Annotated in this window: 28 protein-coding genes and 1 pseudogene; 16 read left to right on the top strand and 13 right to left on the bottom strand. The window is 65.8% G+C overall.

The features are described 5' to 3' along the window. Positions 1 to 18: 18 nt before the first annotated feature. The 4 genes from ACFWCF_RS14555 to rfbD are packed head-to-tail and all read right to left on the bottom strand — an operon-like array spanning position 19 to position 3,721. Positions 19 to 783, bottom strand: coding sequence for an SGNH/GDSL hydrolase family protein (locus ACFWCF_RS14555; protein WP_378562439.1), 765 nt, complete (start codon positions 781 to 783; stop codon positions 19 to 21). 12 nt (positions 784 to 795) lie between these two features. Then, a complete protein-coding gene (locus tag ACFWCF_RS14550) occupies positions 796 to 1,881 on the bottom strand; it encodes a sugar phosphate nucleotidyltransferase (protein ID WP_378562436.1) in 1,086 nt (361 codons plus the stop codon). Continuing rightward, on the bottom strand, positions 1,878 to 2,795 hold the full coding sequence (locus tag ACFWCF_RS14545; RefSeq protein ID WP_378562434.1) for a glycosyltransferase family 2 protein: 918 nt from the start codon (positions 2,793 to 2,795) through the stop codon (positions 1,878 to 1,880). Before ACFWCF_RS14545 ends, ACFWCF_RS14550 begins: the two co-directional genes overlap by 4 nt. 59 nt (positions 2,796 to 2,854) lie before the next feature. Then, a complete protein-coding gene (gene rfbD, locus ACFWCF_RS14540) occupies positions 2,855 to 3,721 on the bottom strand; it encodes a dTDP-4-dehydrorhamnose reductase (RefSeq protein ID WP_378562431.1) in 867 nt (288 codons plus the stop codon). Positions 3,722 to 3,988: 267 nt separating this feature from the next. Here rfbD and ACFWCF_RS14535 point away from each other — a divergent pair, with 267 nt between their 5' ends. The 6 genes and pseudogenes from ACFWCF_RS14535 to ACFWCF_RS14510 all read left to right on the top strand — a co-directional run. Then, positions 3,989 to 5,491, top strand: a complete 1,503-nt coding sequence (locus ACFWCF_RS14535; RefSeq protein ID WP_378562428.1) for an LCP family protein — start codon at positions 3,989 to 3,991, stop codon at positions 5,489 to 5,491. A 35-nt stretch (positions 5,492 to 5,526) separates the two neighbouring features. Further along, positions 5,527 to 6,237 carry a TIGR03089 family protein gene (locus ACFWCF_RS14530; RefSeq protein ID WP_378562425.1) on the top strand — a complete coding sequence of 237 codons (711 nt, stop codon included), beginning with the start codon at positions 5,527 to 5,529 and terminating at the stop codon, positions 6,235 to 6,237. Between the two features lie 83 nt (positions 6,238 to 6,320). Then, positions 6,321 to 6,713, top strand: a complete 393-nt coding sequence (locus ACFWCF_RS14525) for a hypothetical protein (protein WP_378562422.1) — start codon at positions 6,321 to 6,323, stop codon at positions 6,711 to 6,713. Then, positions 6,713 to 7,963 carry a putative T7SS-secreted protein gene (locus ACFWCF_RS14520; RefSeq protein WP_378562419.1) on the top strand — a complete coding sequence of 417 codons (1,251 nt, stop codon included), beginning with the start codon at positions 6,713 to 6,715 and terminating at the stop codon, positions 7,961 to 7,963. Before ACFWCF_RS14525 ends, ACFWCF_RS14520 begins: the two co-directional genes overlap by 1 nt. After that, positions 7,960 to 8,592 (top strand): hypothetical protein, encoded by a 633-nt coding sequence (locus ACFWCF_RS14515; RefSeq protein ID WP_378562416.1) that lies wholly within the window; start codon positions 7,960 to 7,962, stop codon positions 8,590 to 8,592. The genes ACFWCF_RS14520 and ACFWCF_RS14515 overlap by 4 nt, the downstream gene beginning before the upstream one ends. 1,396 nt (positions 8,593 to 9,988) lie before the next feature. Then, positions 9,989 to 10,099 (top strand): annotated as a pseudogene (locus tag ACFWCF_RS14510) (ribbon-helix-helix protein, CopG family); the annotation flags it as partial. A gap of 37 nt (positions 10,100 to 10,136) precedes the next feature. On the opposite strand, the gene ACFWCF_RS14505 reads toward ACFWCF_RS14510, so the two are convergent. After that, on the bottom strand, positions 10,137 to 10,490 hold the full coding sequence (locus ACFWCF_RS14505) for a hypothetical protein (RefSeq protein ID WP_169686801.1): 354 nt from the start codon (positions 10,488 to 10,490) through the stop codon (positions 10,137 to 10,139). A gap of 204 nt (positions 10,491 to 10,694) precedes the next feature. Next, the gene (locus tag ACFWCF_RS14500) at positions 10,695 to 12,137 is read right to left on the bottom strand and encodes an MFS transporter (protein ID WP_378562413.1); all 1,443 of its coding nucleotides are present in this window, start codon (positions 12,135 to 12,137) and stop codon (positions 10,695 to 10,697) included. Positions 12,138 to 12,284: 147 nt separating this feature from the next. Here ACFWCF_RS14500 and ACFWCF_RS14495 point away from each other — a divergent pair, with 147 nt between their 5' ends. After that, complete coding sequence (locus tag ACFWCF_RS14495; protein ID WP_378562410.1) at positions 12,285 to 12,764, top strand: MarR family winged helix-turn-helix transcriptional regulator; 480 nt, start codon at positions 12,285 to 12,287, stop codon at positions 12,762 to 12,764. An 84-nt stretch (positions 12,765 to 12,848) separates the two neighbouring features. Here ACFWCF_RS14495 and purE read toward each other — a convergent pair whose 3' ends face one another. Then, positions 12,849 to 13,352 (bottom strand): 5-(carboxyamino)imidazole ribonucleotide mutase, encoded by a 504-nt coding sequence (gene purE, locus ACFWCF_RS14490; protein WP_378562407.1) that lies wholly within the window; start codon positions 13,350 to 13,352, stop codon positions 12,849 to 12,851. A gap of 23 nt (positions 13,353 to 13,375) precedes the next feature. After that, on the bottom strand, positions 13,376 to 14,647 hold the full coding sequence (locus ACFWCF_RS14485) for a 5-(carboxyamino)imidazole ribonucleotide synthase (protein WP_378562404.1): 1,272 nt from the start codon (positions 14,645 to 14,647) through the stop codon (positions 13,376 to 13,378). Positions 14,648 to 14,869: 222 nt separating this feature from the next. Here ACFWCF_RS14485 and ACFWCF_RS14480 point away from each other — a divergent pair, with 222 nt between their 5' ends. Then, on the top strand, positions 14,870 to 15,355 hold the full coding sequence (locus tag ACFWCF_RS14480) for a GtrA family protein (RefSeq protein WP_378491584.1): 486 nt from the start codon (positions 14,870 to 14,872) through the stop codon (positions 15,353 to 15,355). Positions 15,356 to 15,365: 10 nt separating this feature from the next. Here ACFWCF_RS14480 and ACFWCF_RS14475 read toward each other — a convergent pair whose 3' ends face one another. From ACFWCF_RS14475 to ACFWCF_RS14460, 4 genes are read right to left on the bottom strand one after another with little or no spacing between them, the layout of a single operon-like run. Continuing rightward, positions 15,366 to 16,673 (bottom strand): sensor histidine kinase, encoded by a 1,308-nt coding sequence (locus tag ACFWCF_RS14475; RefSeq protein ID WP_378491539.1) that lies wholly within the window; start codon positions 16,671 to 16,673, stop codon positions 15,366 to 15,368. A gap of 30 nt (positions 16,674 to 16,703) precedes the next feature. Next, complete coding sequence (locus ACFWCF_RS14470) at positions 16,704 to 17,387, bottom strand: response regulator transcription factor (RefSeq protein ID WP_378562401.1); 684 nt, start codon at positions 17,385 to 17,387, stop codon at positions 16,704 to 16,706. 48 nt (positions 17,388 to 17,435) lie between these two features. Continuing rightward, the gene (locus tag ACFWCF_RS14465) at positions 17,436 to 17,999 is read right to left on the bottom strand and encodes a PH domain-containing protein (protein WP_378562398.1); all 564 of its coding nucleotides are present in this window, start codon (positions 17,997 to 17,999) and stop codon (positions 17,436 to 17,438) included. Positions 18,000 to 18,047: 48 nt separating this feature from the next. After that, positions 18,048 to 18,896 (bottom strand): biotin--[acetyl-CoA-carboxylase] ligase, encoded by an 849-nt coding sequence (locus ACFWCF_RS14460; protein ID WP_378562395.1) that lies wholly within the window; start codon positions 18,894 to 18,896, stop codon positions 18,048 to 18,050. Between the two features lie 116 nt (positions 18,897 to 19,012). Here ACFWCF_RS14460 and ACFWCF_RS14455 point away from each other — a divergent pair, with 116 nt between their 5' ends. Genes ACFWCF_RS14455 through ACFWCF_RS14435 form a run of 5 tightly spaced genes read left to right on the top strand, consistent with a single transcriptional unit; the run spans position 19,013 to position 22,832 of the window. Then, complete coding sequence (locus ACFWCF_RS14455; RefSeq protein ID WP_378491535.1) at positions 19,013 to 20,653, top strand: acyl-CoA carboxylase subunit beta; 1,641 nt, start codon at positions 19,013 to 19,015, stop codon at positions 20,651 to 20,653. After that, positions 20,650 to 20,967, top strand: coding sequence for an acyl-CoA carboxylase epsilon subunit (locus ACFWCF_RS14450; RefSeq protein WP_378562392.1), 318 nt, complete (start codon positions 20,650 to 20,652; stop codon positions 20,965 to 20,967). The genes ACFWCF_RS14455 and ACFWCF_RS14450 overlap by 4 nt, the downstream gene beginning before the upstream one ends. Before the next feature lie 3 nt (positions 20,968 to 20,970). Then, positions 20,971 to 21,624 carry a Maf family protein gene (locus ACFWCF_RS14445; protein ID WP_378562389.1) on the top strand — a complete coding sequence of 218 codons (654 nt, stop codon included), beginning with the start codon at positions 20,971 to 20,973 and terminating at the stop codon, positions 21,622 to 21,624. Then, on the top strand, positions 21,617 to 22,195 hold the full coding sequence (locus ACFWCF_RS14440) for a hypothetical protein (protein WP_378562386.1): 579 nt from the start codon (positions 21,617 to 21,619) through the stop codon (positions 22,193 to 22,195). Before ACFWCF_RS14445 ends, ACFWCF_RS14440 begins: the two co-directional genes overlap by 8 nt. Next, positions 22,188 to 22,832 carry a DUF6308 family protein gene (locus ACFWCF_RS14435; RefSeq protein WP_378562383.1) on the top strand — a complete coding sequence of 215 codons (645 nt, stop codon included), beginning with the start codon at positions 22,188 to 22,190 and terminating at the stop codon, positions 22,830 to 22,832. The genes ACFWCF_RS14440 and ACFWCF_RS14435 overlap by 8 nt, the downstream gene beginning before the upstream one ends. 30 nt (positions 22,833 to 22,862) lie before the next feature. Here the strand turns inward: ACFWCF_RS14435 and ACFWCF_RS14430 are convergent, their stop codons facing one another. Then, entirely contained in the window at positions 22,863 to 23,255 is a 393-nt protein-coding gene (locus ACFWCF_RS14430; protein WP_378562380.1) for a group III truncated hemoglobin, read from the bottom strand. Positions 23,256 to 23,317: 62 nt separating this feature from the next. On the opposite strand from ACFWCF_RS14430, the gene ACFWCF_RS14425 reads away from it, so the two are divergent. The 3 genes from ACFWCF_RS14425 to ACFWCF_RS14415 all read left to right on the top strand — a co-directional run bounded on the left by ACFWCF_RS14425 (position 23,318) and on the right by ACFWCF_RS14415 (position 26,075). Continuing rightward, positions 23,318 to 24,211 (top strand): sulfurtransferase, encoded by an 894-nt coding sequence (locus tag ACFWCF_RS14425; protein WP_378562377.1) that lies wholly within the window; start codon positions 23,318 to 23,320, stop codon positions 24,209 to 24,211. Beyond that, positions 24,208 to 24,621 carry a SufE family protein gene (locus ACFWCF_RS14420; protein ID WP_378491528.1) on the top strand — a complete coding sequence of 138 codons (414 nt, stop codon included), beginning with the start codon at positions 24,208 to 24,210 and terminating at the stop codon, positions 24,619 to 24,621. Before ACFWCF_RS14425 ends, ACFWCF_RS14420 begins: the two co-directional genes overlap by 4 nt. A gap of 350 nt (positions 24,622 to 24,971) precedes the next feature. Then, positions 24,972 to 26,075 (top strand): condensation domain-containing protein, encoded by a 1,104-nt coding sequence (locus ACFWCF_RS14415; protein ID WP_378562374.1) that lies wholly within the window; start codon positions 24,972 to 24,974, stop codon positions 26,073 to 26,075. Positions 26,076 to 26,097 lie beyond the last annotated feature (22 nt).

The following is a 26,097-nucleotide window of genomic DNA, read 5'->3' as shown; positions in this document are numbered from 1 at the left end:
GCGCGACCGGGAGGCGCGCTACAGTTCGACCGGTGCCGGAATCGGACGTCTCGGGGCGATCCCGTCGCCCGACGATTCGCGGCGGACCCGTCGCCCGACCCAGGGCACGAGGAACTCACGCGCCCACTTGGCGTCGGCCCGACGCTGGTCGGGGCGAGCAACGGCCGGTGCCGGTCCGAGGTCCACGGGCTCGATCTCGTGCTCGGCTCCCAGCGTGTCCAGGACCCGGATCGCCATGTTGCGATGGCCTTCCGGCGACATGTGCAGCCGGTCGAAGTCCCACATCCGGTAATCCTGATACTCAGCGAATCGCCAGTAGTCGACGAGTGTCGCACCCTGCCGGTCGGCGACCGCGCGGACGAGTTCGTTGTAGATCGCGACACGTCCCCGCAGATGCCGGAACACCGGGGCCCAGCCGACGTCGTACGCCGTCCACATCAGTACCCGGGCGCCGGTGCCGGTGAGTGCGGCGATCGCCTCCTCGTACTGCGCGACGAGCGCATCGAGATCCAGACCGGGTCGCATGATGTCGTTGCCACCGGCGTAGATGGTCACGAGATCGGGTTCGAGGGCGACTGCAGCATCGACCTGTTCGTCGAGGATCTGCCGGAGCACCCGCCCACGGATCGCGAGATTGGCATAGCCGAATCCCTCGTGGCTCCTGCCGAGCTGCTCGGCGACGCGGTCGGCCCATCCCCGCACACCGTTCGGACGGGACGGATCGAGATCACCCACACCCTCGGTGAACGAATCCCCCAGCGCTACATACCTATCGAACTTCATCTCGACTTCCGTTCAGACATCGGTGCTGAACCGGATGCCTCCATCCGGGATCCGGACGCCGGGCCACACCCGCGCACCACGCAACAGTTCGCAGCGCGCACCGATGTCGGCGCCGTCGCCGATCACACCGTCGCGGATCAACGCTCGCGGACCCACCCGTACACCGAAACCGACGATAGTCCGCTCGATGACCGCACCGGCCTCGACCCTCGCACCGTCGAAGATCACCGCGCCGTCGAGGCGGGCCCCCGCACCGATCTCGGCGCCACGACCGACCACCGTGCCACCGATCAGCAGCGCACCCGGCGCCACCGACGCACCGGGGTGCACCAGCGACTCGCCACGCTGCCCGTGCAGCGCCGGCGACGGAGCGATCCCACGTACCAGATCCGCCGAACCACGCACGAAGTCCTCGGGGGTACCCATATCGCGCCAGTACGCAGCGTCGACGTGGCCGAAAAGCTTCTTGCCCTCCGTCAACAGCGCGGGAAACACCTCACGCTCGACCGACACCGGACGGCCCTCCGGGATCGACTCGATGATCTCCCGGCGGAACACGTAGCAACCGGCGTTGATCTGGTCGGTCGGCGGATCCTGCGTCTTCTCGAGGAAGGCCGTCACCCGACCGTCGGCGTCCGTCGGCACGCAACCGAACGCACGGGGATCACCGACGCGAACCAGGTGCAACGTCACGTCGGCCTCGGTGCGGACATGCGTGTCGAGCACTGCACCGAGATCTGTACCACCGAGCACGTCACCGTTGAACACCATGACGTTTTCGGCACGAAGTTTCGGGAGCACATTGCGGATACCACCACCGGTCCCGAGGGGCTCGGTCTCGGTGACGTACTCGATCTCGAGTCCGAGATCGGATCCGTCCGCGAAGTGCTCCTCGAAGACCTCCGCCTTGAACGACGTTCCGAGTACCACGTGCTTGATGCCCGCCTCGCGAATACGCGCGAGCAGGTGTGTCAGGAACGGCAGACCCGCGGTCGGCAGCATCGGCTTCGGTGCCGACAGCGTCAACGGTCGCAGCCTCGTCCCCTGCCCGCCCACCAGAATCACCGCGTCGGTTTGCGGTGCGGCAGCACTCGTCATGATTTCCCCTGTTTCTCGTCGAGATCGATCCCCTCGCGGCCGACCTTGCCTGCATCGCGCTCACGTACGGCCGAAGCGACCGCCACCTTCGATCGCACCGCGAGGCCACCGCGCAATGCCCAGCGCAACGGGGCCTGCCACGGATGCGGGTGCCGATCGGCCTGGAACCGGTACGCACTCTCATGGTGCGCCGGAAGCATCAGCTCCGGATGACGTCCCGCAGCGTGACCTTTGGCGTGCGTGACCTCGGAGGACGGTACGAAGACGTTGTGCCACCCGGCGCGCCCGAGTCGGTCACCGAGGTCCACGTCCTCCATGTACATGAAGTACCGGGAATCGAAGCCGTCGACGGTGTCGAAGGCGGCACGGCGAAGAAGCAGGCAGGACCCGGAGAGCCATCCGACGGGCCGTTCACTGATCGCCTCGTTCTCCTGACGGTAACGCTGTGTCCACGGGTTCGTGGGCCACACCGTGCCGAGCAGTGCGTGCCCGGCGCCGGAGGACAACGTCGGCACAGTGCGCGCGGACGGATAGATACTTCCGTCCGGTTCACGAATCAGCGGACCCAGCGACCCAGCGCGCGGCCACCGCTGCGCCGCGTCCAGAAGGGTGTCCAGTGAGCCGGGACTCCACCGGACATCGGGGTTGGCGACCACCACGAACTCTGCCGACTCACCGATCTCGGCGACCGCACGGTTGACCGCGCCGCCGTAACCGATGTTGCCGCCGGTGTGCAGCAAGGTCACATTCGAATGTGCCTGCGCTGCCGCTTCCGGCGTCCCGTCGGTCGAGCCGTTGTCGGCCATGATCACCCGAGTAGGCAGCGACGTCGCGGTCGCGAGCGAAGTCAGAAAGTTCTCGAGGTGCTCGCCGGGCGAGTAGGTCACCGTCACCACGGCCAGCGTCGAATCCACGCGCGCCACCATAGCGGCCGCGGCCGTGTGCGACGAGTCACAGGCAGAGTTCGTCGGATTCACGCGGGTGAACCGAGCGCGCCGAGCGCCGCGTCCAACGCGTCCTTCCACGGCCGGAGCGGAGTGAGGCCGGCCACCGACCAGTCCCGCCCGTCCAGCACCGAGTACGCGGGACGCGGGGCCGGTCGCACGAACTCGTCGCTCGTGCAGGGCCGGACCCGTTCCGGCTCGGCGCCGACACCGGCAAAGACAGCGCGTGCCAAGTCGTACCACGTGGCCTCCCCCGCATTGGTCGCATGCAGGATCCCGCCCGGGACCGGATCTGTGTCGGTGCGCGCTGCGAGTTCGAGCAGGCCCGCGGCGAGGTCACGCGCATAAGTGGGAGAGCCGACCTGGTCGTCGACGACGCGCACAGTGTCGCGTTCACGCTCGAGACGTCGCATCGTCGCGACGAAATCGTTTCCGTCACCGGTGTAGACCCACGCGGTCCGCACGACGTGCGCGGACGGCAGGGCCGCGAGGACAGCCTTCTCGCCGAGTAATTTCGTCCGTCCGTATGCACTACGGGGGTCGGTGAGCGCATCGGTCGGGTACGGCTGTGAGGCATCCCCGGCGAACACGTAGTCGGTGGACACGTGGATCAGGTGTGCACCGGTGTCGGCGCAGACCCGGGCGAGGACGGCCGGGCCGTGCCCATTGACGGCTGCGGCTGCATCCTCGTCGGTCTCCGCCGCATCGACCGCCGTGTACGCGGCACAGTTGATCACCACCGAGCCGGGCTCGACAGCGGCAGACACCGATGCGGCGTCGGTGATGTCGATCTCGGCGGAGCCCGCGCCACGAATCGGGATTCCGGAGGAGGTCGCGAGGTCGAGCACATGACGGCCGAGCTGGCCGTGGGCCCCGGTCACGAGAACATTACGCACCTGGCCGAGTCTGGCACGCCGGTGTCGAACACGCCCGTCGGGGAATTCCACCAGTAACCTTCATCGAGTACCCGGACGACAGCCGAAGGAGGACCGCAGGTGCCGTCAGAGCCGCCCCGCCGCAGGACCAGGGCGCGCCCAAACACGGATGAGCGGCGTAGGACGCGTCCGACGCGCTCGTCGTCCCGGTCCGTAGGTGAGCAACGCAGCTCCCGGCGCAGCGCCGGTGAACGTGCAATTCCCCAGGCCACGCTCGGGGTGTCACGGGTGTTCACGGGCCGGCCGCGCCAGTTCGCGGCCGCGATCGCCGCCGGACTCGTCTTGATCGCCACCGGGGTCGGGTGGCGCACCTACGATTCGTTCGCATCGTCGCTCGCATCTGTGGAAGGCCTGAACCTCGGAAACGGCACGGACGGCGCCCTCGACATTCTCCTGGTGGGTACCGACAGTCGCACCGACGCGCACGGCAACCCCCTGTCGCAGCGCGAGCTCGACGCATTGCGCGCCGGCGATGAAGTAGCCAACAACACAGACACCATCATTTTGGTCCGAGTACCGAACGATGGAAGCTCGGCCACAGCCATCTCCATCCCTCGCGACACATATGTCGAGGTGCCGGACATCGGGATGTCCAAGATCAACGCCGCGTACGGCGCCACGAAGGAACTCGCACGGCTCGACGCCGCCGAATCCGGTGCCGATCAGGCAGAAGCAGAAAAGATCTCCACGAAAGCCGGCCGGGAAGCGCTCATCGAATCGGTCGCGGACCTTACCGGTGTGACTGTGGACCACTACGCCGAAGTAGGGCTCCTCGGATTCGTCCTGCTCACCGACGCGGTCGGCGGTGTCGACGTGTGCCTCAACGCCGCGGTCGACGAACCGCTCTCGGGTGCCCATTTCCAGGCAGGAGAGCAGACCTTGCAGGGATCGGACGCGTTGAGCTTCGTCCGTCAGCGCCACGATCTGCCGCGTGGAGATCTGGATCGCATCGTGCGTCAACAGGTGTTCATGGCGTCGCTCGTCCAGAAGGTACTCAGCGCCAAGACGTTGAGCAATCCGTCGAAGGTCGCGCAACTCACCGCTGCGGTACAGCGCTCGGTCGCGCTCGACTCCGATTGGGACATCGTGCAGCTCGCGACCCAGATGCAGGGCCTCGCGGGCGGATCCGTGCAGTTCTCGACGATTCCGGTGCAGGACATCAACGCAATGACCGACTACGGCGAGTCCGTCGTCCAGGTCGATCCCGACGAGGTACGTGAGCAGGTCGCCGGTCTGGTGAATGAGGAGGCCGGTCAGGAGGGGTCCGAGACCACCACCAGCGACACACCGGCCCCCGATATCGACCCGTCGACCGTCACCGTGAACGTCTCCAATGCCGGCAGCGTGTCGGGGCTGGCGTCCGCGGTATCGCTGGCAATGAGTTCCGAAGGCTACGTCGAGGGCGAGATCGGCAACTACTCCGGCGGCACGATGTCGTCGACGACCCTGTACACCGCCGACTCCGACTCCGACGAAGCACTCGCCGTTGCCGCAGCACTCGGAGACGTCGATATCGAATCCGACCCGAGTCTGCCTGCCGGCACCGTCGAGGTAGTGCTTGCCGACGACTACACCGGTCCGGGTTCATCGTCCTACTCCGGATCGAGCTCATCATCCGCGTCGGGCACGACCGCGCAATCCGGCGTGACACCGGCGGGTGAGTCGGCGACGCCTGCTCCTGCCGCGCCGCCCATCGACGCCGGGTCCGACGGTCCGCGCTGCGTCAATTGATCCATCCCGATACGACTCCCCAGAACGAGGTTTCCGTGACCACCTTGACCGCCGCCCTGCTCGACCCGATCCTCGCGTCCGATCCCGCCGGTCCGCGCATCACGTGGTACGACGACGCGACCGGCGCGCGGATCGAACTGTCTGCGATCACGCTCGCGAACTGGGCAGCCAAGACCGCCAACATGATCCGTGACGAGTTCGGAATTCTGCCCGGCGGCCGGGTGTCGGTGCTGCTACCCGCGCATTGGCAGAGCGCTGCGGTCCTGCTCGGCGCGTGGTGGGCGGGTGCGGAGGTCGTCCTCGACGCCGACCCCGACGCGGAGCTCGCGCTCGTCACCCCGGACCGACTCGACGAGGTCGACGATGTCGCCGAGGTGGCGGCGCTGTCACTGGACGCATTCGGACGCCCCGTTCCCGACCTGCCCCCGGGTGTCACCGATTACGCCACCAATGTGCGGCTGCACGGCGACCAGTTCCGTCCGTCCGGTGCCGGCGACGCCGCGCTCGACGGTCGCACGGTCGCCGATCTCCTTGCGGCAGCACAGGAGTCTGCGTCACGATCCGGGATCACCGGCACCGACCGTGTGTTGTCGAGTCGCGACTGGACCACCGTCGACGAACTCGTCGACGGGTTGATCTCGGTGCTCTCCGTCGGAGCTTCCCTGGTCCAGGTCAGCAATCCCGACCCTGCCGCGATCGGCCGTCGCGTCGAGAGCGAGAAGATCACCGCACGATTGGACGCATGACGCACACCCTCGTTCCGCACAATGGAAGTGAGGTCGGCCCCGTGCGGTAGTCTCCTCGCCGGAGAAGACACGTAGGGGGATTCGTGCCGGGGGGCTCACCATCAGAAGAACTGTTCATCGACGTCGTGGCCGTTGCCATGCTCGCGTCGACGCTCGACACGGCATCGGACGACATGTCGGCGGCGGTCAATGTCCTCGGATCGATCAGCGGTCAGGACCTCGGCTGCGCCGAATTGGATCGCGCTGCAGCCGATTTCCGTGACCGCTGGCAGGGCGGTATCCGCAAGATCGCGTCGGCCACAGACGGCCTCGCGGTCGCACTGACAGAGACGTGCGATGCCTACAGCGCTCAGGTTCATGCCACCGCTGCAGCATTGGGCGCGGTCGGTTCGGCACTGCCCGACGGGGGCGACTCCGCCGGGAATGCCGCACCTCCACCCGCCCGGCCCCCTGTCGTACTGCTGGGAGACTTCTGATGTCGGCACCCGGCACGTCAGGCGATTCGAATGCCGCGCTGTTCCCGAACCTCGGCTTCGACCCTGCCCCGGGCAATCCGGCCACGGTCGGTTCGGTCGCTACCCAACTGCGCACCACCGCACGCACGCTCGACGAAGCGCACCGAGCACTGGCCCGGATGGGGCACAGCGACGGCATCTGGCGGTCGACCGCTACGACAGCATTCCGCGCTCGAAGCGCCGAACTTCCACCGATACTCGACACCGCCGGCTCCTCACTCCAGCAGGCCGGTCGGGCGCTCGAGGCATGGAGCGACGACCTTGTCTCGCTGCAGAAAAAGGCAGTGAGCCTCGAAGAGCTTGCTCGGGTCGCACGCAGCAATGTTGCTGCGGCGGAATCCAATCCTGCGCTGCAGGAACGTCATCGCACGTACTCCGATCCCGACCGGTTGGCAGCTGCACAGGCCCGGCTCGACAGTGCCGTCGCGGAGTTGGATCGCGCCCGCACCACACTCGACGACATCATCGCGCGCGCCGAATCGCTCCGAACGCAACATCGCGGACTCGTGGACGAGACCACACGTGTCATCCGTAAGGCCGCCGAACAGGCACCCGACGAAGGACTCTTCGAACGGCTCGGGCGTCGCCTCGACGACTTCCTCGACGACGTCGGCGAGCTGTTCGAGGACATCTGGGATTACGTGCGGGACAATGCCGATCTCATCAACGAGTTGTCGAACACCCTCGCTACTTTGAGTTCTGTCCTCGGAGCTGCGGCAGCGGTCACGTTCTACTTTCCCGCCATCAGCGGACCGCTCGGAACGGCGGCTCTCGGATTGGGCGTCGCTGCGCTCGCTGGGCACGCACTCGCGAAGGCAGCCGGAGCCGAAGTGACCGCAACAACATTCGTGGTCGATATCGTCGGGGTCGCCACAGGCGGGATCGGCAAGGTTGCTTCGACGCTGGGAGACGGCGCCGGGATGGTCGTCAAAGGCGCCGACAGCATCGGGGACGCCCAGGGCGCTGCTGCCGCGGCCGTCCGGCAAGCGCAGCTTGAAGTGGTCGACAAAGCAGCAGGCAGGACCGGCGCGGGTACCGCACTTACCGTCCCGATTGCTGCACAGCTGACCGGCGCTGAAGGGGTGACCAACATCTTTCAGGACGTCAACAAGTACGTACTCCCTGATACCCCTTCCGAACAATTGAGCACTCTCATTCTCGGTCCGATATCCGGTTCAGTCTTCAACACTCTTGTTCGGGAGTCGTCGTGAGACTGCAACTCGATCTCCCGTCAGGGCTCTCTCTCATTCCGCTCCAAAGGGATATTCCGCTGAGGACAGCCGCAGCCGAGGCTCTTGTCGCCTCAGCCACTACACAAGACTCGAAGGCCGACATCTCCAGTGTTCTCGCAACAAGCGAACTCCTGTCGCATTGCGACCTGGTGCTGGCCGGCGCCCTCGCCCTGCCTGATTCCGAGCCGAGCGAGTTCGCCGCTGCGACGCTGGCCGTTCGGCGCCTCCCTGACGGACGCGGCCCCTTCGATCGACCTGAAGCACGGGATGAACTCGCACGAGCATTGGCGGACACACTGGCTCGGGCCAACCCTGCCGCGGTGGTTCAATACCGCCGACTCGGATGCGGACCGGTCGTCCTCGCGCTGAGGGCATCCCTGTTCGATCTGCCGGGGGACATGACGGTCACCGGCAAAGCGGTCCTGATCACTTCCGATTCGTTCCAAGCCCTGGTTCCGCTGCCTGGAGGTGCCGAGATGGCTGTACTCGATCTCAGTAGTTCATCACGCGAACTGTGGCCCCGGTTCGTGGACATCGCGCTGACGATGGTCGACAGCATCCGCATCGGATCCTCCGACGATGCCCACTCCGACCGAGCCGAGAGGTGAGCGTTGCATCTGCCGACACCATTGACCGCAATAGTCGCATCAGCCGATACCGGCGCTTACACCGCCAGCTGGTGGGCAAGCGTGGCGCTGCTCGTGGCCTTTCTGTATTACGTTGCCGTCTACGATTATCGAGTCGGTCACCGCTGGAAGGTACGAAGAGGTATCAAAAAAGCACCTGCTATCGACATTCAAGAAACACAGATCCGCGCAATTTTCGACGGCAGTCCCATTGCCACAATCGACCCCAGAGAATTTACGGTCACAGTGGCTCGCATGAACGGTATCGCCAACACCTATGGCTACCACTACATAGGAGAACACGGCCATGCCTATGGCAGCACTCGAATCGCGTTCCAGTTCCTGCCCTGCCGCCCCCCTCCGCGGATCCCTATCGTTTCGATTCGTTGGCGACCGTCCCCCCTTCCCCAGGTTCCGACCGCGACGCACCCCCAGCACTTCCCCACCGGCACGCAGCACGCCGGTTACCCACAGGGGTTTTCAGCGCATAACGGAATTCGGGCCGCACCCAGCTCGCCGCGCCCGGATCTATACAGAGCGACCAGGTACTTTTTCGACGGCCGCGACCTCGTACGCGTACGGGGCCCCTTGGAGGATCCGGTATACCTCGCCGACATTGCACACGAGCGCGGATATGCCTTCGCATGGTCGTATATGCCCAGAATCCGATCGTCGAAAAACGCACCGTGCTTCTGCTTTCGCCGCCTCTACCCCGCCGAATGACGCGCTCGTTTCGGGGGCGCCCCAACCTCGAGGGTGAGCTACTCATACTGTCGAGACCCACTCGCCGTGACGGACTCACTCCGCTCCAAGAAGACGGTCGCAGAGAACGGGCCGCGGCCGACGAACTCGTCGTATCGACCACCACCAGGCTCCTCCGACGACACCCACTTCCGCTGAGACGTCAAGAACGCACCGGACATCGACATACAGCAAACACAGATCCGCGCGCTCCTTGACGGCCGTCCGCTCGCCACTCTCGATCCGCGCGAGTTCACCCTCACAGTGGCCCGAATCAATGGCATTGCAAACGAGTTCGGGTATCACTACGTCAATGAATGCGGAAACAGTTTCGGGAGCATACGAGTGCAGTTCCAACGCCTTCCTGAACCTCCACCACCCCGAATACCGCATCTGCCGCGGCGCTGGGCGCAAGGACGCGCCTTCGGATCCACTGGGACGAACACCCCCGGATATCTACCACCAGAGCATGCCGATATTCTCCGCACGCATTGGGATCCCGTCTCGCTGATGCGGTGGAGATCGGCGAGTATGACGTGCTCGACAACTCGGTTGAGGTGCGTCCGGACTATCGCCCCGGCCGGCCCCGCAGTGGGGATGCTGCCGAAGAAACCCGGCCCTTGCCGTTCGACTCACCGAGACCGATCGGCGTCGGTTGGCGGAGTACTCCGAACGGACTGGGCGGCCGATGAGTGCTGTCATTCGAGCTGCGATCGACGAGTACCTGAGCAGGCATCCAGCCGCGTGAATTGAAGCGTCGGATTCAATTCGCAAACGTAGCGTCTTCAGGTGCGGTAGCCGCCGTCCTCGAGCCCCGCTTCGATTTCGAACTTGTTGCGCGAACCGGGGTTGTGTACTTCCTCCCACAGATAGCGCACCGCGAAACCGAGTCCGTGACGTGCCCACTGATCGGCGTGGACGGCCTCGTGGCGAAGCAGCCGGCGCGAGGGCATCGTGCGGGTGAGGAACACTCCCCCGATGGTGGTGCCGCCGCGCGCGAATCCGCCACGCATACCGGTACTCACGTAGAGACCGAACTCGTCGTCGAACGTCACCGCACCGCCCCAGAGACGTGCCCAGGTCAGGGCGAGGGCAGTCGGGATACGAGCGGAGGGGACTCCCCGCGACGCTCGCGTCATACGGTGTGGACTGCGGCCTGTTCTCGACACGCCTCGAGCCTAGCGACGACAGTGGGCGGCCTCCCACGAGGACCGCCCACCTCGACACTTTCCCCCACTTGTCCGAGTTTCCGTTGCCTCACGACCTACGGCAACCCAGGCAACGGGAGGAAAGTGTCGTGCGGTGGGCGACCTTCATACGACGACCGCCCACCGCGACACGTTTCAGACCCGGACAGGGACCGCTTCGTCGACCTTGTCGAGTTGCTTCCGCTTGGCAACCGGAATCGTCAGTGTGATCACGGCGGCGATCACGGCGACACCGCATCCGATGAGCAGACCGGTCTGGAATCCCGATTCGGTCGGGATGCTGTAGTCACCCGACTGGACGCTCATCTGAGCGAGCACGAGACCGACGACGGCGGCCGAGATCGAGGTGCCCATTGCCCGCATCAGGGAGTTGACGCTGTTGGCCGATGCCGTCTCGGTCTGCGGCACCGCCGCCATGATCAGCGCAGGCATTGCACCGTAGGCAAATCCGACGCCGGTACTGCAGATCGCTACAACAATCATCAGACCCCATGTCGACCCCATGAGCAGGAGGGACGAACCGTAGGCGATCGCAATGATCACGCAACCCACGAACAAGGAGACCTTCGGTCCACGTGCCGACGACAACCGGCCCGCGATCGGCGAGACCGCCATCATCATCAATCCGCCCGGCGCCATCCACAAGCCCATCTCCAGCATCGACTGGCCGAGTCCGTATCCGGTTTCAGTGGGCAGCTGGAGCAGCTGAGGGATGATCAGCGACTGCGCATACATTCCGAACCCCACGACAAGTGATGCCGCATTGGTCAGCAGCACCGCGGGCCGGGCCGCGATCCTCAGGTCGACGAGCGGGTCGGTGCGGCGCAGTTCCCACCAGCCCCAAGCCACCAGAACGATCGCCGCGAGCGCGAACAGTTCGAGCGTCGTCGCACTCCCCCATCCCCAGTCGGCGCCCTTCGATACCGCAAGCAGCAGCGATGTCAGTGCGATGCCCAGACCGATGGCGCCCACCATGTCGAAGCGTCCGGGATTCGCCTTGCGCGAACCATCGGGCACCACGTTCCACAGCAGGACGAACACCACGGCGCTCAGGACTGCCGTCGCCCAGAACAGCACACGCCAGCTCGTGTTCTCGGCAACGGCGGCGGCGATGGGGAGACCGAGGGCGCCACCGATACCCATCGATGCGCTCATCAACGCGATCGACGAGTGAAGACGTTCCGGCGGGAGGGCGTCACGCAGCAGGCTGATACCCAGCGGAATCAAGCCGACGCCCAGTCCCTGCAAGCCGCGACCGAGGAGCATCGGCAGCAGTGACGACGACAATGCACACACCACGGCACCGAGAATCAGCGGAACCGTGCAGATCAACAGCATCCGACGCTTGCCGTAGGTGTCACCGAGGCGGCCGATGACCGGTGTCGCCACTGCGCCTGCGAGAAGGGTGACGGTGATCACCCACGATGCGTTGGACGCTGTCGTGTCCAACATGGCGGGTAGTTGACCGATGAGGGGAACCACGAGCGTCTGGGTGAGGGCGCCGACGATTCCGGTGAACGCGAGCACCCCCACCAACAGTGAGGGACGCGCTTCCGGCGTCGCGACAGAACCTTGCATGGAACGAACTCCGTCTTCGAGTAAAGAAAAACCCAAGCTAGCGGGTAATATGTATTGAGCACATGGTATGCATGATGCATATTCGTGGGTCAACACCGAGTTCGCCCATACTGGGAAAACGCGACCTAGGAGTGATGAGACACACAGATGGACAAGCCGACGCACCTGATCGAGTTCGAAATGATGCTCATCGGGCGGCATCTCAACTTCTTCGGCCCCCGCCGGCGAGATGCCGGACGTCTGGACCGTAGTGCGTACACCATGCTCAGTCGCCTCTCCGCCCAGGGACCGATGAGCATCGGCCAGCTGAGCGACGCATTCGGACTCGATTCATCCACGGTCAATCGCCAGACCTCGGCACTGTTGAAGACAGGGTTGGCCGAGCGCATTCCCGACCCCGACGGGGGTATCGCACGCAAGTTCCAGATCACCGAGGACGGCGCCCGACGCCTGGACCACGAACGCGCCCGAGCGATCGAGTCGCTCGAGCGCGTTCTGGTCGATTGGGACGCCGAAGACGTGGTCGAATTCGCGCGCTATCTCGAACGGTTCAACACCGATATCGAGCGCTTGTCCGGCTCTCCATGGACCCGGCACGCCGACATCGGGCAGCCGAAGAACCCGTGACTATCCGGCCGGCGCAGCGACGGGCGACACGTGGGCACCACTCCACCGTTCGAGGATCGGGGTGGTCTGCACGGATCGCACCCGTCAGCCGAGCAGCTTCTGTCGCAATGCCTCGTCCTTGTCGAGCACCATGCTCTCGAGTCCGGCCTGGAACCGTTCCATCTGCTCACGCAGCGCGGGGTCGGATACTCCGAGGATGCGGGCGGCGAGCAGGCCTGCATTGCGGGCACCTCCGATCGACACCGTTGCGACGGGAACGCCCGCAGGCATCTGCACGATCGACAGCAGCGAATCCATTCCGTCGAGGTACTTCAATGGAACGGGCACACCGATCACGGGCAGTGGGGTCGCCGATGCCATCATCCCCGGCAGGTGTGCGGCACCGCCTGCTCCGGCGATGATGACCCGGATTCCGCGACCCGCGGAGTCCTTCGCATAGTCGAGCATCCGCTGCGGGGTTCGGTGCGCGGACACGACACCGACCTCGAATCGGATCCCGAACTCGGCGAGCGCCTCGGCGGCGGCCTCCATCGTGGGCCAATCCGAGTCGCTGCCCATGATCAGGCCGACCTGTGCACCCTGAGTCATGGCAGTTCCCTGCGTGGCGTCTGTCACTGTGCTTCTCCCGTGTGTTCGTTCCAGCCGTCGGTCCACTGTGCATGCGAGAGCCAGTGCGCGGCGCGCTCTGCACGTTCCCGGACCGCAGCGACGTACTCGGCGTCGTCGAGCGAGCCGGCCTGGTCGCCGAGCAGATTGACGTGCCCGATCTTGCGGTCTTTGCGTTCGCCCTTGCCGTAGAGATGCACGCGCACATCAGGCATCCGGGCGAACAGGTGATGCAGCCGCTCGTCCATGCTCATCGCCGGAGCTTCCGGAGCACCGAGGACATTCGCCATCACGACCACAGGTGCGAGCGGTGTCGTGTCGCCGAGCGGGTAGTCGAGCACCGCGCGCAGGTGCTGCTCGAACTGCCCTGTCCGCGCACCGTCCATGCCCCAGTGGCCAGAGTTGTGCGGGCGCATCGCGAGTTCGTTGACGATCAGCTCACCGGTCTGTGTCTCGAACAGTTCGACGGCCATCACACCGACCACGCCGAGTTCGCCAGCGATCCGCAAAGCGAGATGTTCCGCCGAGGCGGCGACATTTGCAGGCAGGTTCGGTGCGGGCGCGATCACGACGGCGCACTGGCCGTCGCGCTGCACGGTTTCCACCACGGGCCAGCTCGCACCCTGGCCGAACGGCGAGCGGGCGACCATCGCCGACAGCTCCCGACGCCACGCGACCTTCTCCTCCGCGAGCAGCGGCACACCGCGGTCGAGTTGCTCGGCAACGATCCGCTCGAGTTCGGACTCGTCGTCGACGATCCACACGCCGCGCCCGTCGTACCCGCCGCGGGCGGCCTTGAGGACGAACGGCCATCCGAGGTGTTCCCGTGCCTCAGTGAGGTCGCCGACCGAGGTGATCTCCGCGAACTTCGGCATCGGCGCACCGAACGCTCCGAGCCGCTTGCGCATCGCGATCTTGTCCTGCGCGAAGATCAGAGCCTGCGGCGGCGGCAGCACAGCCACACCCTCGCTCTGCAGAACTTCGAGGTGCTCGGTGGGGACGCCTTCATGGTCGAAGGTGAGCGCGTGGGCACCGGTAGCGGCGCGACGCAGCGCATCGAGGTCGTCGTGGCTGCCCAGCACGACGTCGGGGCTCACCTGGGCGGCCGGTTCGTCCTCACTGGCCGCGAGCACACGCAGGGTCTGGCCGAGAGCGATCGCAGCCTGATGCGTCATCCGTGCGAGCTGGCCACCACCGATCATCGTCACGACGGGCATTCCGGCCGTCAATGCGCGGGGGGAGTCGGATCTGGGAAGCGAGTCAGGTCTACCGGTCACAGCTGACAATGGTGTCACAGCGGGGGGATGCAGCCGCGCGGCGCCGTCGTGCGGCGATCCGATGAACATTTCGAGACGAACCTTCCGATTCGTCACATTTCCGTGGTATGTCTGAGAATTTTCGTTGTAGTTCGTAGAAACCGCTCCGGGTTTCGTAGACTCGGCCGAGTGTCCGTCGTCGATGATGCTTTGAGCCGCTTTCCCGCACCGCTACGGGAGCTGATGCTGCGTCATCGCGAACTTGTCAAGTTCGCGATCGTCGGTGGTACGACGTTCGTGATCGACTCCGGAATCTTCTACACCCTCAAGCTCACGGTCCTCTCGGAGAAGCCCGTCACGGCGAAAATCATCGCGGGTGTGATCGCGGTGATCTGCTCGTACGTCCTCAACCGCGAATGGTCGTTCCGGAACCGCGGCGGGCGGGAACGCGCGCACGAAGCGTTCTTGTTCTTCTTCGTCAGCGGCATCGGAGTGGTGCTCAGCTTCATTCCGCTGTGGATCTCGAGTTACGTATTCAATCTGCGGGTGCCCGAGGTCAGCCTCACCGTCGAGAACATCGCCGACTTCGTCAGCGCGTACATCATCGGGAACCTGCTGCAGATGTTCTTCCGCTTCTACTGTTTCAAACGGTTCGTGTTTCCCGACGAAACCGGCCCGGACGTGCACATTATCGACGCGCGGGACGAACCCGACCTCGACAGGGCCTGACCACACGCTCTCACCGCGGTTCCCGGGCACCGTCCGCACGTACCGCCGTCCAATCGCGTGCCGCGCCGAGGAACATCGCGAACAACGCAGGTCTGCGCCGCTGCAGTTCGAGGCGTCCACCATCCGCTTCCGCGAGCGCGCGGGCAAGTGCGAGACCGACACCGGTGGATCCCCGACCAGAGAACCCTCGATCGAAGATGTGCGGGACCATGTCGTCGCTGACGCCTTCTCCTTCGTCGCTGACTTCGACGCACACCGTCGAGTCCCCTCTCATCGCGACCTGCCGCACGGACACCGTGCAGGTCCCCCCGCCGTGCGCGAGCGCGTTGTCGACGAGGACGGCCGCCGCCTCGCGCAGACGCGACGCAGTCACGGACGATCGCAGAGACGGGTCGCCGCGAAGCAGCAACTCTCGGCCCGCATCCTGGTACGGACCTCGCCAGTCCGCGATCACCCCGGCGAGCTCCCCCACCACCGAGACCTCGGTACGCAGTTCCGCGCCACTGTTCCGTGACTGACGCACCAACCCGTCGATAGCGGTGGTGAGGCGATCCACCTGAGCCATCGCTGCCTCAGCCTCCTCGACCACCAGCGGATCTTCGTGCGTGGACAGCTCGTCGAGCCGCAATCGGATCGCGGTCATACGCGAGCGGAGCTGGTGAGAGACGTCCCCCACCAGTGCATGCTCGCGCTGCAGACGACCCGAGATCTCTACTGCGGCGGAATCGAGCACGTCCGAGACCCGGTCGAGCTCGACGATGGAATGACGCCGCGGCACCGGCCTGAAGTCGCCCTCGGCGAGCCGGGCGGCGCGGGACGCCACGTCACGCAGCGGGTCGGCCAATCGTCGCGCGGTGGCCACGGCCACGAGTGCTCCCACCGCCACGGACAACAGCACGAGGAAGCCCACAGCAGCGAGTACCTGGTGTTGCAGCGTGCGCATGCCATCGGAGGGCGCTTCGAGCCGCAGGGATCCCGATGTACCCATCGACAGCGATTCGACGAGCGGATTCTCCAAGGGGAGACCACCGATGTCGAGGCGCGCCACGTCGTTCTCGGGTGTGGGATACACCACCACCACCCGCCCGCCGTCCGGCACCAGCAGTCGTAGCGAACTGGTATCGAGTCCGCCGACGACGAGGCCGTCGGTGCCTTCCTGCGCGATGATCTCGTCGGACATCCGCTCGAGCCGATCCTGCAGGTCCCGACGCGTGGTGTCCTCCACGAACAGATAGGCCGTGAAAGCGAGAGGTAGTCCCAGCAGCAGAGCTACGAGCAGCACTGCTGCCAGGACGGCGTTCAGGATGCGCCTGCGCATCGCCGCGCCCCTTCTGGTCGGTGTTCAGCTCTAGTCGGTGTTCAGCCGGAAACCGACCCCGCGCACAGTCGCGATGCGGCGTTCCCCGGCGGGTCCCTCATCGCCGATCTTCCGGCGCAGCCACGACATGTGCATGTCGAGGGTCTTCGAGCCACGGAGGTCGGCGTCACCCCACACCTCGTCGAGGATCGCGTCGCGCGAGACCACCTGGCCGGCGTGTTCGAGCAGGACACGCAGGAGTTCGTATTCCTTGTTGGCGAGGGTGACCTCGGAGCCGTCGACCAGCACCCGCCGGGCCGCATGTTCGAGGCGGATTCCCGACACCTCGACGACGTCGTCCGCTTCGCCGCCACCGCGGCGGCGCAGCAGCGCGCGAACCCGCGCCATCAGTTCGGCGAGCCGGAACGGCTTGCCGACGTAGTCGTCGGCGCCTGCGTCGAGACCCACCACGAAATCGACTTCGTCGGTGCGCGCGGTGAGCATCAGCACCGCCAGGTCGGAACGGTTCGCCCGGATCTGACGGCACACTTCGAGGCCGTCCATCCCCGGCAGTCCGAGGTCGAGGATCAACAACTCGTAGTTTCCGGAGAGCGCCTGTTCGAGCGCGCTGGGACCGGTGGCCTCGGTGGTCACCTCGTAGCCCTCGCGCCCGAGGGCACGGGACAGAGGTGCAGCGATGGCTTCGTCGTCTTCCGCTAGCAGAACGGCAGTCACGCCGTCAGCCTACGGACCGACCGGCGGGAAACCGGCTCACCACGCCAATCACCACACCTTGCGATGTCTCTCACCCTCATCCGGGGGTCGCGCGGCGGAACGGTCGGTGGACGACCTGTCCTGCACATCGAACGCCGTCCGGTACAGCAGAGTGTGGACCTTCTGGACGTCGGGAATGTTGTCGAACTCGAGTGGGTCGTCGGCGGCGGAGACCACGACGAGGGTGCCGGTGCGCAGGAGCCGGTCGACGAGTCCGTGCCGGAACTGCACGTTGCTGATCCGCCCCATCGGGATGTCGATCCCCGAATGGGTGATCACGCCCTGGCGCACCAGCACGCGCCGATCGGTGACGATGAAATGAGTGGTCAGCCACCGGATGAACGGAACGAGACACCGCCACACCACGATGATCGCCCACAACACCAGGACCGCGATCACCACGAAGACGGACGCTCCTCCGTCGAGTCGGGTCTGCGCGAATCCCACGAGGAACCCGGCCACAGCTGTGGCCGGCAGGAAGACGAGGATGGGGATGATCAGCATCTTCGCGTGTGGATGACGGTGGAGCAGCAGGTTCTCGTCCGGTGCGAGGGCGTCCTCCGGGTATCCCATGGGCACCACGATGGCACACCCGATCACCGTACCCGAGTCCCTGCCCGTCTACACCGGCCGGAGGTGTGTGATGTCACCCGCAGCGATCGCGACCGGCTCGCCCTCGCCGTCCGGTTGGATGACGATGCGGCCCTGCTCGTCGATGTTCACGGCGACGCCGTGCAGTTCTGTGTCGCCGGGCAGGATCGCGCGCACCCGCCTGCCGATGGTGCTGCACCGGTCCCGGTACGCGTCGGCAGCAGCCGTGGGGTCCCAACCGTGCCGCTCCCACTGACGGATGCGTTCACCGAACGACACGAGCAGAGCCTCGGCGAGCCTCGTGCGATCGAGTTCGCGGGCACCGGCAAGCAACAGTGACGTTGCCGTGGGCACCGGTAGTTCGTCCTCGGTGAGCGTGACGTTGATCCCGACGCCGACAACGACCGTGGGAACCGGAGAGGTCGATGCGACCTCGACGAGAATGCCTGCGAGCTTACGACCGTCGACGAGGACATCGTTGGGCCATTTGAGCTCGGCCGGAACACCGGTGACCTCGCGGACGGCGTCGACCGTCGCGATGCCGGTGAGCAGCGGAAGCCAACCGAGGTCCGGAAGGGCGACGCCGGGCAATTTCAGCAGCACCGACACGATCACCTGCGCCCCGGGAATCCCGTTCCAGGCCCGCGCATGCCGTCCACGTCCGCCGCTCTGGAACTCGGCAAGCAGGACCCGTCGGTCGCCGGATGTGGCCTCGGCGAGCAGGTCGGCGTTCGTCGAACCTGTTTCGTCGACAACGTCGAGGCGGTCGTAGAACCCGGCACCGTCTTCTACACCGTCCACCAACACGTTCTGCAGCCGCGACACGTCGAGCGGCATACGCAGATCGGGATCATTCGGCAATCTGGGGTTGCGGGACATGAGCCCAGCCTAAAGTGGGCGAAAACCGATACTGGCCGGTAGCTCCAGTTCAATAATTGAACGCACACCGACCTCCGTGCGGCGGTGCAGATTGACGATCGCTAAGCTGACTGCCCATGACCACTGTCCAGGAGCCGTCCGCGCCCGAGGCGGCGAGTACGCCCGATATCCACACCACCGCCGGCAAGCTGGCAGACCTGCGCGAACGGCAGGCCAAGGCTCAGGCTCCGGTCGGTGAAGCAGCCATCGAGAAGGTCCATGCCAAAGGCAAGATGACCGCCCGTGAGCGCATCAACGCGCTCCTCGACGAGGGCTCGTTCGTCGAAATCGATGCGCTCGCCCGCCACCGCAGTACCAATTTCGGCCTCGCCGACAACCGCCCCGTCGGTGACGGCGTCGTCACCGGCTACGGCACCGTCGACGGTCGTGACGTCTGTGTGTTCTCCCAGGACGGCGCCGTCTTCGGCGGCAGCCTCGGTGAGGTCTACGGCGAGAAGATCGTCAAGGTGATGGACCTGGCGCTGCGCACCGGCCGCCCGCTGGTCGGCATCAACGAAGGCGCAGGCGCTCGCATCCAGGAAGGCGTCGTCTCGCTCGGTCTCTACGGCGAGATCTTCCACCGCAACGTGCAGGCCTCCGGCGTGATCCCCCAGATCTCGCTCATCATGGGCGCCGCAGCAGGCGGGCACGTCTACTCCCCCGCGCTGACCGACTTCGTGGTGATGGTCGACCAGACCAGCCAGATGTTCGTCACCGGCCCCGACGTCATCAAGACCGTCACCGGCGAAGACGTCACCATGGAAGACCTCGGTGGCGCGCAGACCCACATGGTCAAGTCCGGTGTCGCCCACTACGTCGGTGACGACGAGCAGGACGCCCTCGACTACGTCAGGGACCTGCTGTCGTACCTGCCGTCGAACAACCAGGCCGCGGCACCGCGCACCGCGCCGACCGACCCGATCGCAGGCTCGATCGAGGATTCCCTCACCGACGAGGACCTCGAACTCGACACGATCATCCCGGATTCGGCGAACCAGCCGTACGACATGCACGAGATCATCCGTCGCCTGCTCGACGACGACGAGTTCCTCGAGGTTCAGGTCGAGCGCGCCAAGAACATCATCGTGGGCTTCGGTCGTGTCGACGGCCGCAGCGTCGGAATCGTCGCCAACCAGCCGATGCAGTTCGCCGGCTGCCTCGACATCGACGCCTCCGAGAAGGCCGCACGCTTCGTGCGCACCTGTGATGCGTTCAACGTCCCGATCATCACCCTGGTCGATGTCCCGGGCTTCCTGCCCGGCACCGACCAGGAGTACAACGGCATCATCCGCCGTGGCGCCAAGCTCCTCTACGCGTACGGCGAGGCGACGGTCGGCAAGATCACCGTCATCACCCGCAAGGCGTACGGCGGCGCGTACGACGTGATGGGCTCGAAGCACATGGGCGCCGACGTGAACCTCGCATGGCCGACGGCGCAGATCGCCGTCATGGGCGCCTCGGGTGCCGTCGGGTTCGTGTACCGCGGCAAGCTCAAGGAAGCCGCCGCGAACGGTGAGGACGTCGACGCATTGCGCCTCGAGCTGCAGAACGAGTACGAGGACACTCTTGTGAACCCGTACATCGCAGCAGAGCGCGGTTACGTCGACGCGGTCATCCCGCCGTCGCATACTCGCGGCCAGATCGTGTCCGCGCTTCGACTGCTCGAGCGCAAGATGGTCTCGCTCCCGCCGAAGAAGCATGGGAACATTCCGCTGTGACCGCGCTGACCGAGGAAAAGATCATCACTGACGCAGAGCTGACCGCCGTGACCATCGGTGCCCTCGAGGACACCGCCGGTCCTGCGACCGCAGACGCAGAGCCGGCAGCGACCTCCGATGCTCCCGCTCTCCGCATCGTGAAGGGCAACCCGACCGACGCCGATGTCGCGGCGTTGGTCACCGTCCTCGCCGCTGCAGCCGCGGGCGGCGCGCCCGAAGGTGACGGGAAACCGCCGGAAACCTGGGGCGCCCCTACCCGGATGCACCGACAGTGGGCTCCGTTCTCGCCGTACTCGTATCCCAACCTCGGCTGATCGATGCCCCGATTGGTTCTCGCTTCGGCGTCGCCGGCACGGTTGTCCGTGCTGCGCGGCGCCGGGGTCGAGCCGTTCGTCCAGGTGTCGGCAGTCGACGAGGACGCGATCATCGCGGAACTCGGCCCCGACGCGCTACCGGAGGTCGTGGTCACCACGTTGGCCCGCGCCAAGGCCGCTGACGTTCTCCGCAGACTCACCGCAGAAGGCACTGCCTCCGACGATCTCGTCGTCATCGGCTGCGATTCGATGCTGCTGTTCGACGGGAAACTCCAAGGCAAACCGGGCACCGTCGAGGTAGCCCGGGCCCGCTGGAAGCGCATGTCCGGGCACAGCGCGGAGTTGCTCACCGGACACAGCGTGCTGCGTGCGCGCGGCGGGCAGATCGTTGCCCAGGCCGACGATCATTCCGGCACCTCCGTGCGTTTCGGCACTCCATCCGACGCCGATCTCGAGGCCTACCTCGCGACCGGTGAGGCTCTGCAGGTCGCCGGAGCGTTCACGCTCGACGGCCTCGGCGGCTGGTTCATCGACGGCATCGAGGGCGATCCGTCGTCCGTGATCGGGATCGGTCTGCCGCTCGTCCGGCGACTGCTCGCCGATGCCGGAGTCTCCGTCGCCGACCTCTGGTCCTCGAACCCTTCAGCACATGAGTGACCCCGGCACGTCCGAAGGCAGTTTCGAACGCCTTCGGCAGGACCCGTTCTTCGACGTGGTCGTCGACCTCGTCGCCGGCTACCTCGCCACCGCCTTCACCGATCCGGACTCGGTAGCGGGCGAGAAGTGGACCTTGACGTGTCTCCCGGCGCACAACGACAAGGCGGGGATGACCCGTCTGTTCTCACTCTGCGTCGGGCCGCTCGAGGTTCTCTACATCGATCAGTACACCGAGAACGGCGAGACGGTCGACTACCGCACCGTGATGGTCACCTCGACATCCGCGCTGACCCGGGAACTCGGATGCCCGCTCGACGATCTCCTCCTGCGCTATCCACTGCTGCGTTTCCGTCCTGTCGAGGATGCCGCCGCAGGCGGCGACGCCGTGGCGATCGACTGGTTCCTCTCCGACGACGGCGCCGACGATCAGTTCTTCACTCTGCCGCTCGACGAGTCCACGATCGCACCGCTGGCTGAACGGCTGGCCGACAAGGAGCTCGGCCCGAACCCTCGGTCCCACAACCGATGGTTCGCGCAGTACGTGCTCGACGCGATCGAAGACGATGACTGACAGTTCGATTCGCCTACCCAAAGTGCTCGCATCGGGAGACGACGACAGTGCCGTCGACGTGGTGCGAGAGTACTTCTACGAGGCTCTGGTCAAGACCGGCCGGATCCGCAGCGGAGCGCTGTGGGACGAGTGGGATTCGACGAGCACGCGACAGCGTGACGTCGATATCTTCACGGCCGACGATCTCGTTGCCGTCACTCTCTTGTCGGTATCGGTGGATCCCGATGGCGCACAGGTGCTTCTGAGGGAACGTCACGCCGAGTTCACCGAGCTGTTGCGCGAGATCGGACCCGACCGTGATCTCGTCGACGAGGCAGACGAGATCACACCCGAGTCGCCCGCGTGGCGGCTGGAGACGGCACTGTGGACGGTGCCGAGCATCGGTCGCACGATCGCCTCGAAACTGATCGCCCGCAAGCGCCCCCGGCTGTACCCCGTCTACGACCGGGTCGTGGGCGAGGTTCTCGGAACGAGAACGGCGCACATGGAACCGATCCGACAGGCGTTGCGAGCGAACGATCGGGAGCTACACCATCGCCTCGTCACAGTGCGGGAACGTGCAGCTCTGCCCGCAACGGTCCCCGCGATCAGGATTCTCGATGTTCTCGCCCGCATGCAGGTGAAGTCTCCGCGCTGACGCAGTTCCGGTCCCGAGCAGTTCCGGCGGTCACGCTCCGGTCGTCGCGCGACGCAGCGAAACAACCATCGCGTCGGCCTTCGACTTCGCCCGGCCTGCGTCGACGCCGGCGAACAGCTCGTCGACCGACTCGTGCCACAGCACCCGCCAGCGCTCGAACCGCTCGGGTGTCAGGTCGTACTTCCCGTGCAACGCGCGGTGGACGGGTATGAAGGCTCCCTGGTAGCGCGTCGTGCGGAAGAGGATCTGCTCCCAGAAGTCACCGACGACCACAAGGTGCTCGTCGAGGCCTACGATCGCGAGCACCTCGAACACCGGAGCCAGCAGAGGGTCGACCATGGCCCGTTCGTAGAAGACTCTCACCAGCCGGTCGATGTCGGCACGCGACGACAGTTCGGTGCGGCGGGGTCGGCTGGAGGTCACACCCACCGAAGGTACCGCCTAGAATCGACGACGCACCTGCCACCACTGCCTCAGGAGCCCCTGTGCCCGTCGCGCCCGATCCCACCACATCTTTCGCTTCCTACTCAGACCCCAGCCGCCTCGTGTCCACCGAGTGGCTGTCCGCTCATCTGGGCCACCCCGAGGTCAAGGTCGTCGAATCAGACGAGGACGTGCTCCTCTACGACGTCGGGCACATCCCCGGCGCAGTGAAGGTCGACTGGCACCTCGACCTCAACGATCCCGTCACCCGCGACTACATCGACGGTGCTGCGTTCGCCGCGCTCATGGACCGCAAGGGAATCCGGCGCACCGACACGGTCGTGATCTACGGCGACAAATCCAACTGGTGGGCCGCATACGCACTGTGGGTGTTCACGCTCTTCGGTCACGAGGATGTCCGTCTGCTCGACGGCGGCCGCGACGCGTGGATCTCCGAGAACCGCGACACCACCCTCGACATCCCCTTCACCACGACGAGCGGTTATCCCGTCGTCGAGCGCAACGATGCCCCCATCCGGGCCTTCAAGAGCGACGTGCTCGAGCACCTGGACAACGGACCGCTGGTGGATGTCCGGTCGCCGCAGGAGTACACCGGCGAACGGACCCACATGCCCGACTACCCGGAGGAAGGCGCGCTCCGTGGCGGCCACATCCCCACCGCGGTGTCGATTCCGTGGGCGAAGGCAGCGGCACCGGACGGTCGGTTCCGTTCGCGCGCCGAACTCGACGAGATCTACGCGGGCATCGGCAAGGACGACGACGTCGTCGCGTACTGCCGCATCGGCGAGCGGTCGAGCCATACCTGGTTCGTACTGACTCACCTCCTCGGATACCCGCACGTGCGCAACTACGACGGTTCGTGGACCGAGTGGGGCAACGCCGTGCGCGTCCCGATCGCCAAGGGCGAGGAGCCGGGGGCTGTTCCCGCATCATGAGCATCCCCGCACCACTCGCCGAGATCGTCGACGACTTCGCTGCCGTCGAGGGCCAGGACAAACTTCAGTTGCTCCTCGAGTTCAGCCGCGAACTACCGCCGCTGCCTGCAGAACTCGAGGAAGCAGGCATGGAGCCGGTCCCCGAATGCCAGTCGCCCCTGTTCCTCTCCGTCGACGCCACCGACCGGGCACACGTGAAGCTGCATTTCAGTGCGCCCGCCGAAGCACCCACCACGCGCGGTTTCGCGTCGATCCTGCATCAGGGACTCGACGGACTCAGCGCGCAGGAGATCCTCGACGTACCCGACGATTTCTATTCGGATCTCGGTCTCGCAGCCGCGGTCAGCCCGTTGCGACTGCGCGGTATGAGTGCGATGCTGGCGCGCATCAAGCGGCATCTGCGAGTCTGACGGGTCATGGAGTTCACGGAGCTCGCCGACTACTCGATCCCGGCGGGGGTCTTGATCGAGTGGTTGCCCTGCGCCGAGCAGGACGCCTGGCGTCAGGATCCCCGTCCCGCGTCGTACATCCATGAGGCACATCTGCGCCGGGCCGCAGACCCGCGGTCCGGCCAGGGCCGGGAATCGTGGCTGGGCACCGCATTCGAGATCGCCGGGCCACTCGATACCGACATCTTCGGCCGTGCCCTCCAGCGGTGGATCGACCGGCACGAACCCCTGCGCAGTCAGACGACGTTCGCGGCGGACGATGATCCGCTGGTGCCCTGGTCCGCCGGACTGCCCCACCCGGCAAGGTGTCGGTGCGGCGCATCCAGCACGATCCGGCCGACTCCACCATGGTCCGTACACAACTCCACTCGTTGTTCGACGACTACACGACACCGCATCTGTGGCCCGCATACGTGTTCGCGACGCTGGCCCACGAGTCCGCCCCTCCGGACACCCCAGGCGAAAACACCGCGTTCACCGTGTTCTTCGGTGCCGATCACTCGATCATCGACGGCTATTCCATAGTGCTCGTCGCTCACGAGATCACCGCGCTGTACGAGGAAGAACGGACCGGCCGAGCAGCCGAACTGTTCCCCGTCGGCAGCTACATCGACTTCGGGGCAGAGGAGCGTGCCGACGCCGGCGACCTCGACGCCGATCACGAGGCGGTACGGATCTGGCGGACGACGCTCAGGAAGACAGGCGGCGCGATGCCCGAATTCCCGCTGCCGATCGGACGACGCACCGCCCGGACGACACCCCAGAGGCGCCTGTCCGAGCGCTGGTTCGACAGCGACGATGCCACGCGATTCTCGGAGCGATGTCGCGATGCCGACGCCGGATTCTTCTCGGGTCTGCTCGCGTGTTTCGGTCAGACCGCCGTAGACCTCGTCGGCACCGATCACTTCCGCACCGTCGTTCCGTCACACACCCGGACCGGACCGATGTGGGCCGGATCCCTGGGGTGGTTCGTGGGGCTCCGGCCGATCGATCTCGACCTCGGTGGCTCTCCCGGTTTCGTCACCCTCGCGGGCCGCGCGGCGCAGGAGCTGCATCGCACCCGCGCGAGCGCGCGCATTCCCTTCGACAAGGTCGGTGAGCTCCTCGGCGTGCCCATCCGTCCACGATTTCTGGTGTCGTACATGGACGTCCGGTTCGTGCCCATGGCAGCTCAATGGCCGGAAGCGAATGCACGTGCCCTACGGAGCCGCAGCTATACCCACGACGTCTACATCTGGATCAACCGGACACCCGAGGGACTCAATGTCTCTGCGAGATTCCCCGACAATCCCGAGGCCTCGGCGAACGTTCCGGCATACCTGGGTGGAGTGCGCGAACTGATGCATCGGTTGAATACCTCCGGGCCGTGGGCTCCCGACCTGGAGATCCACGAGCTCCCAGCTACCGGCCGGTAGTATTGTGTGCTCGACTGCGCGC

This window comes from Rhodococcus sp. NPDC060090 (assembly GCF_042729855.1).
GTDB lineage: Bacteria > Actinomycetota > Actinomycetes > Mycobacteriales > Mycobacteriaceae > Rhodococcus.
This window is presented reverse-complemented; position numbering and strand designations above follow the sequence as displayed.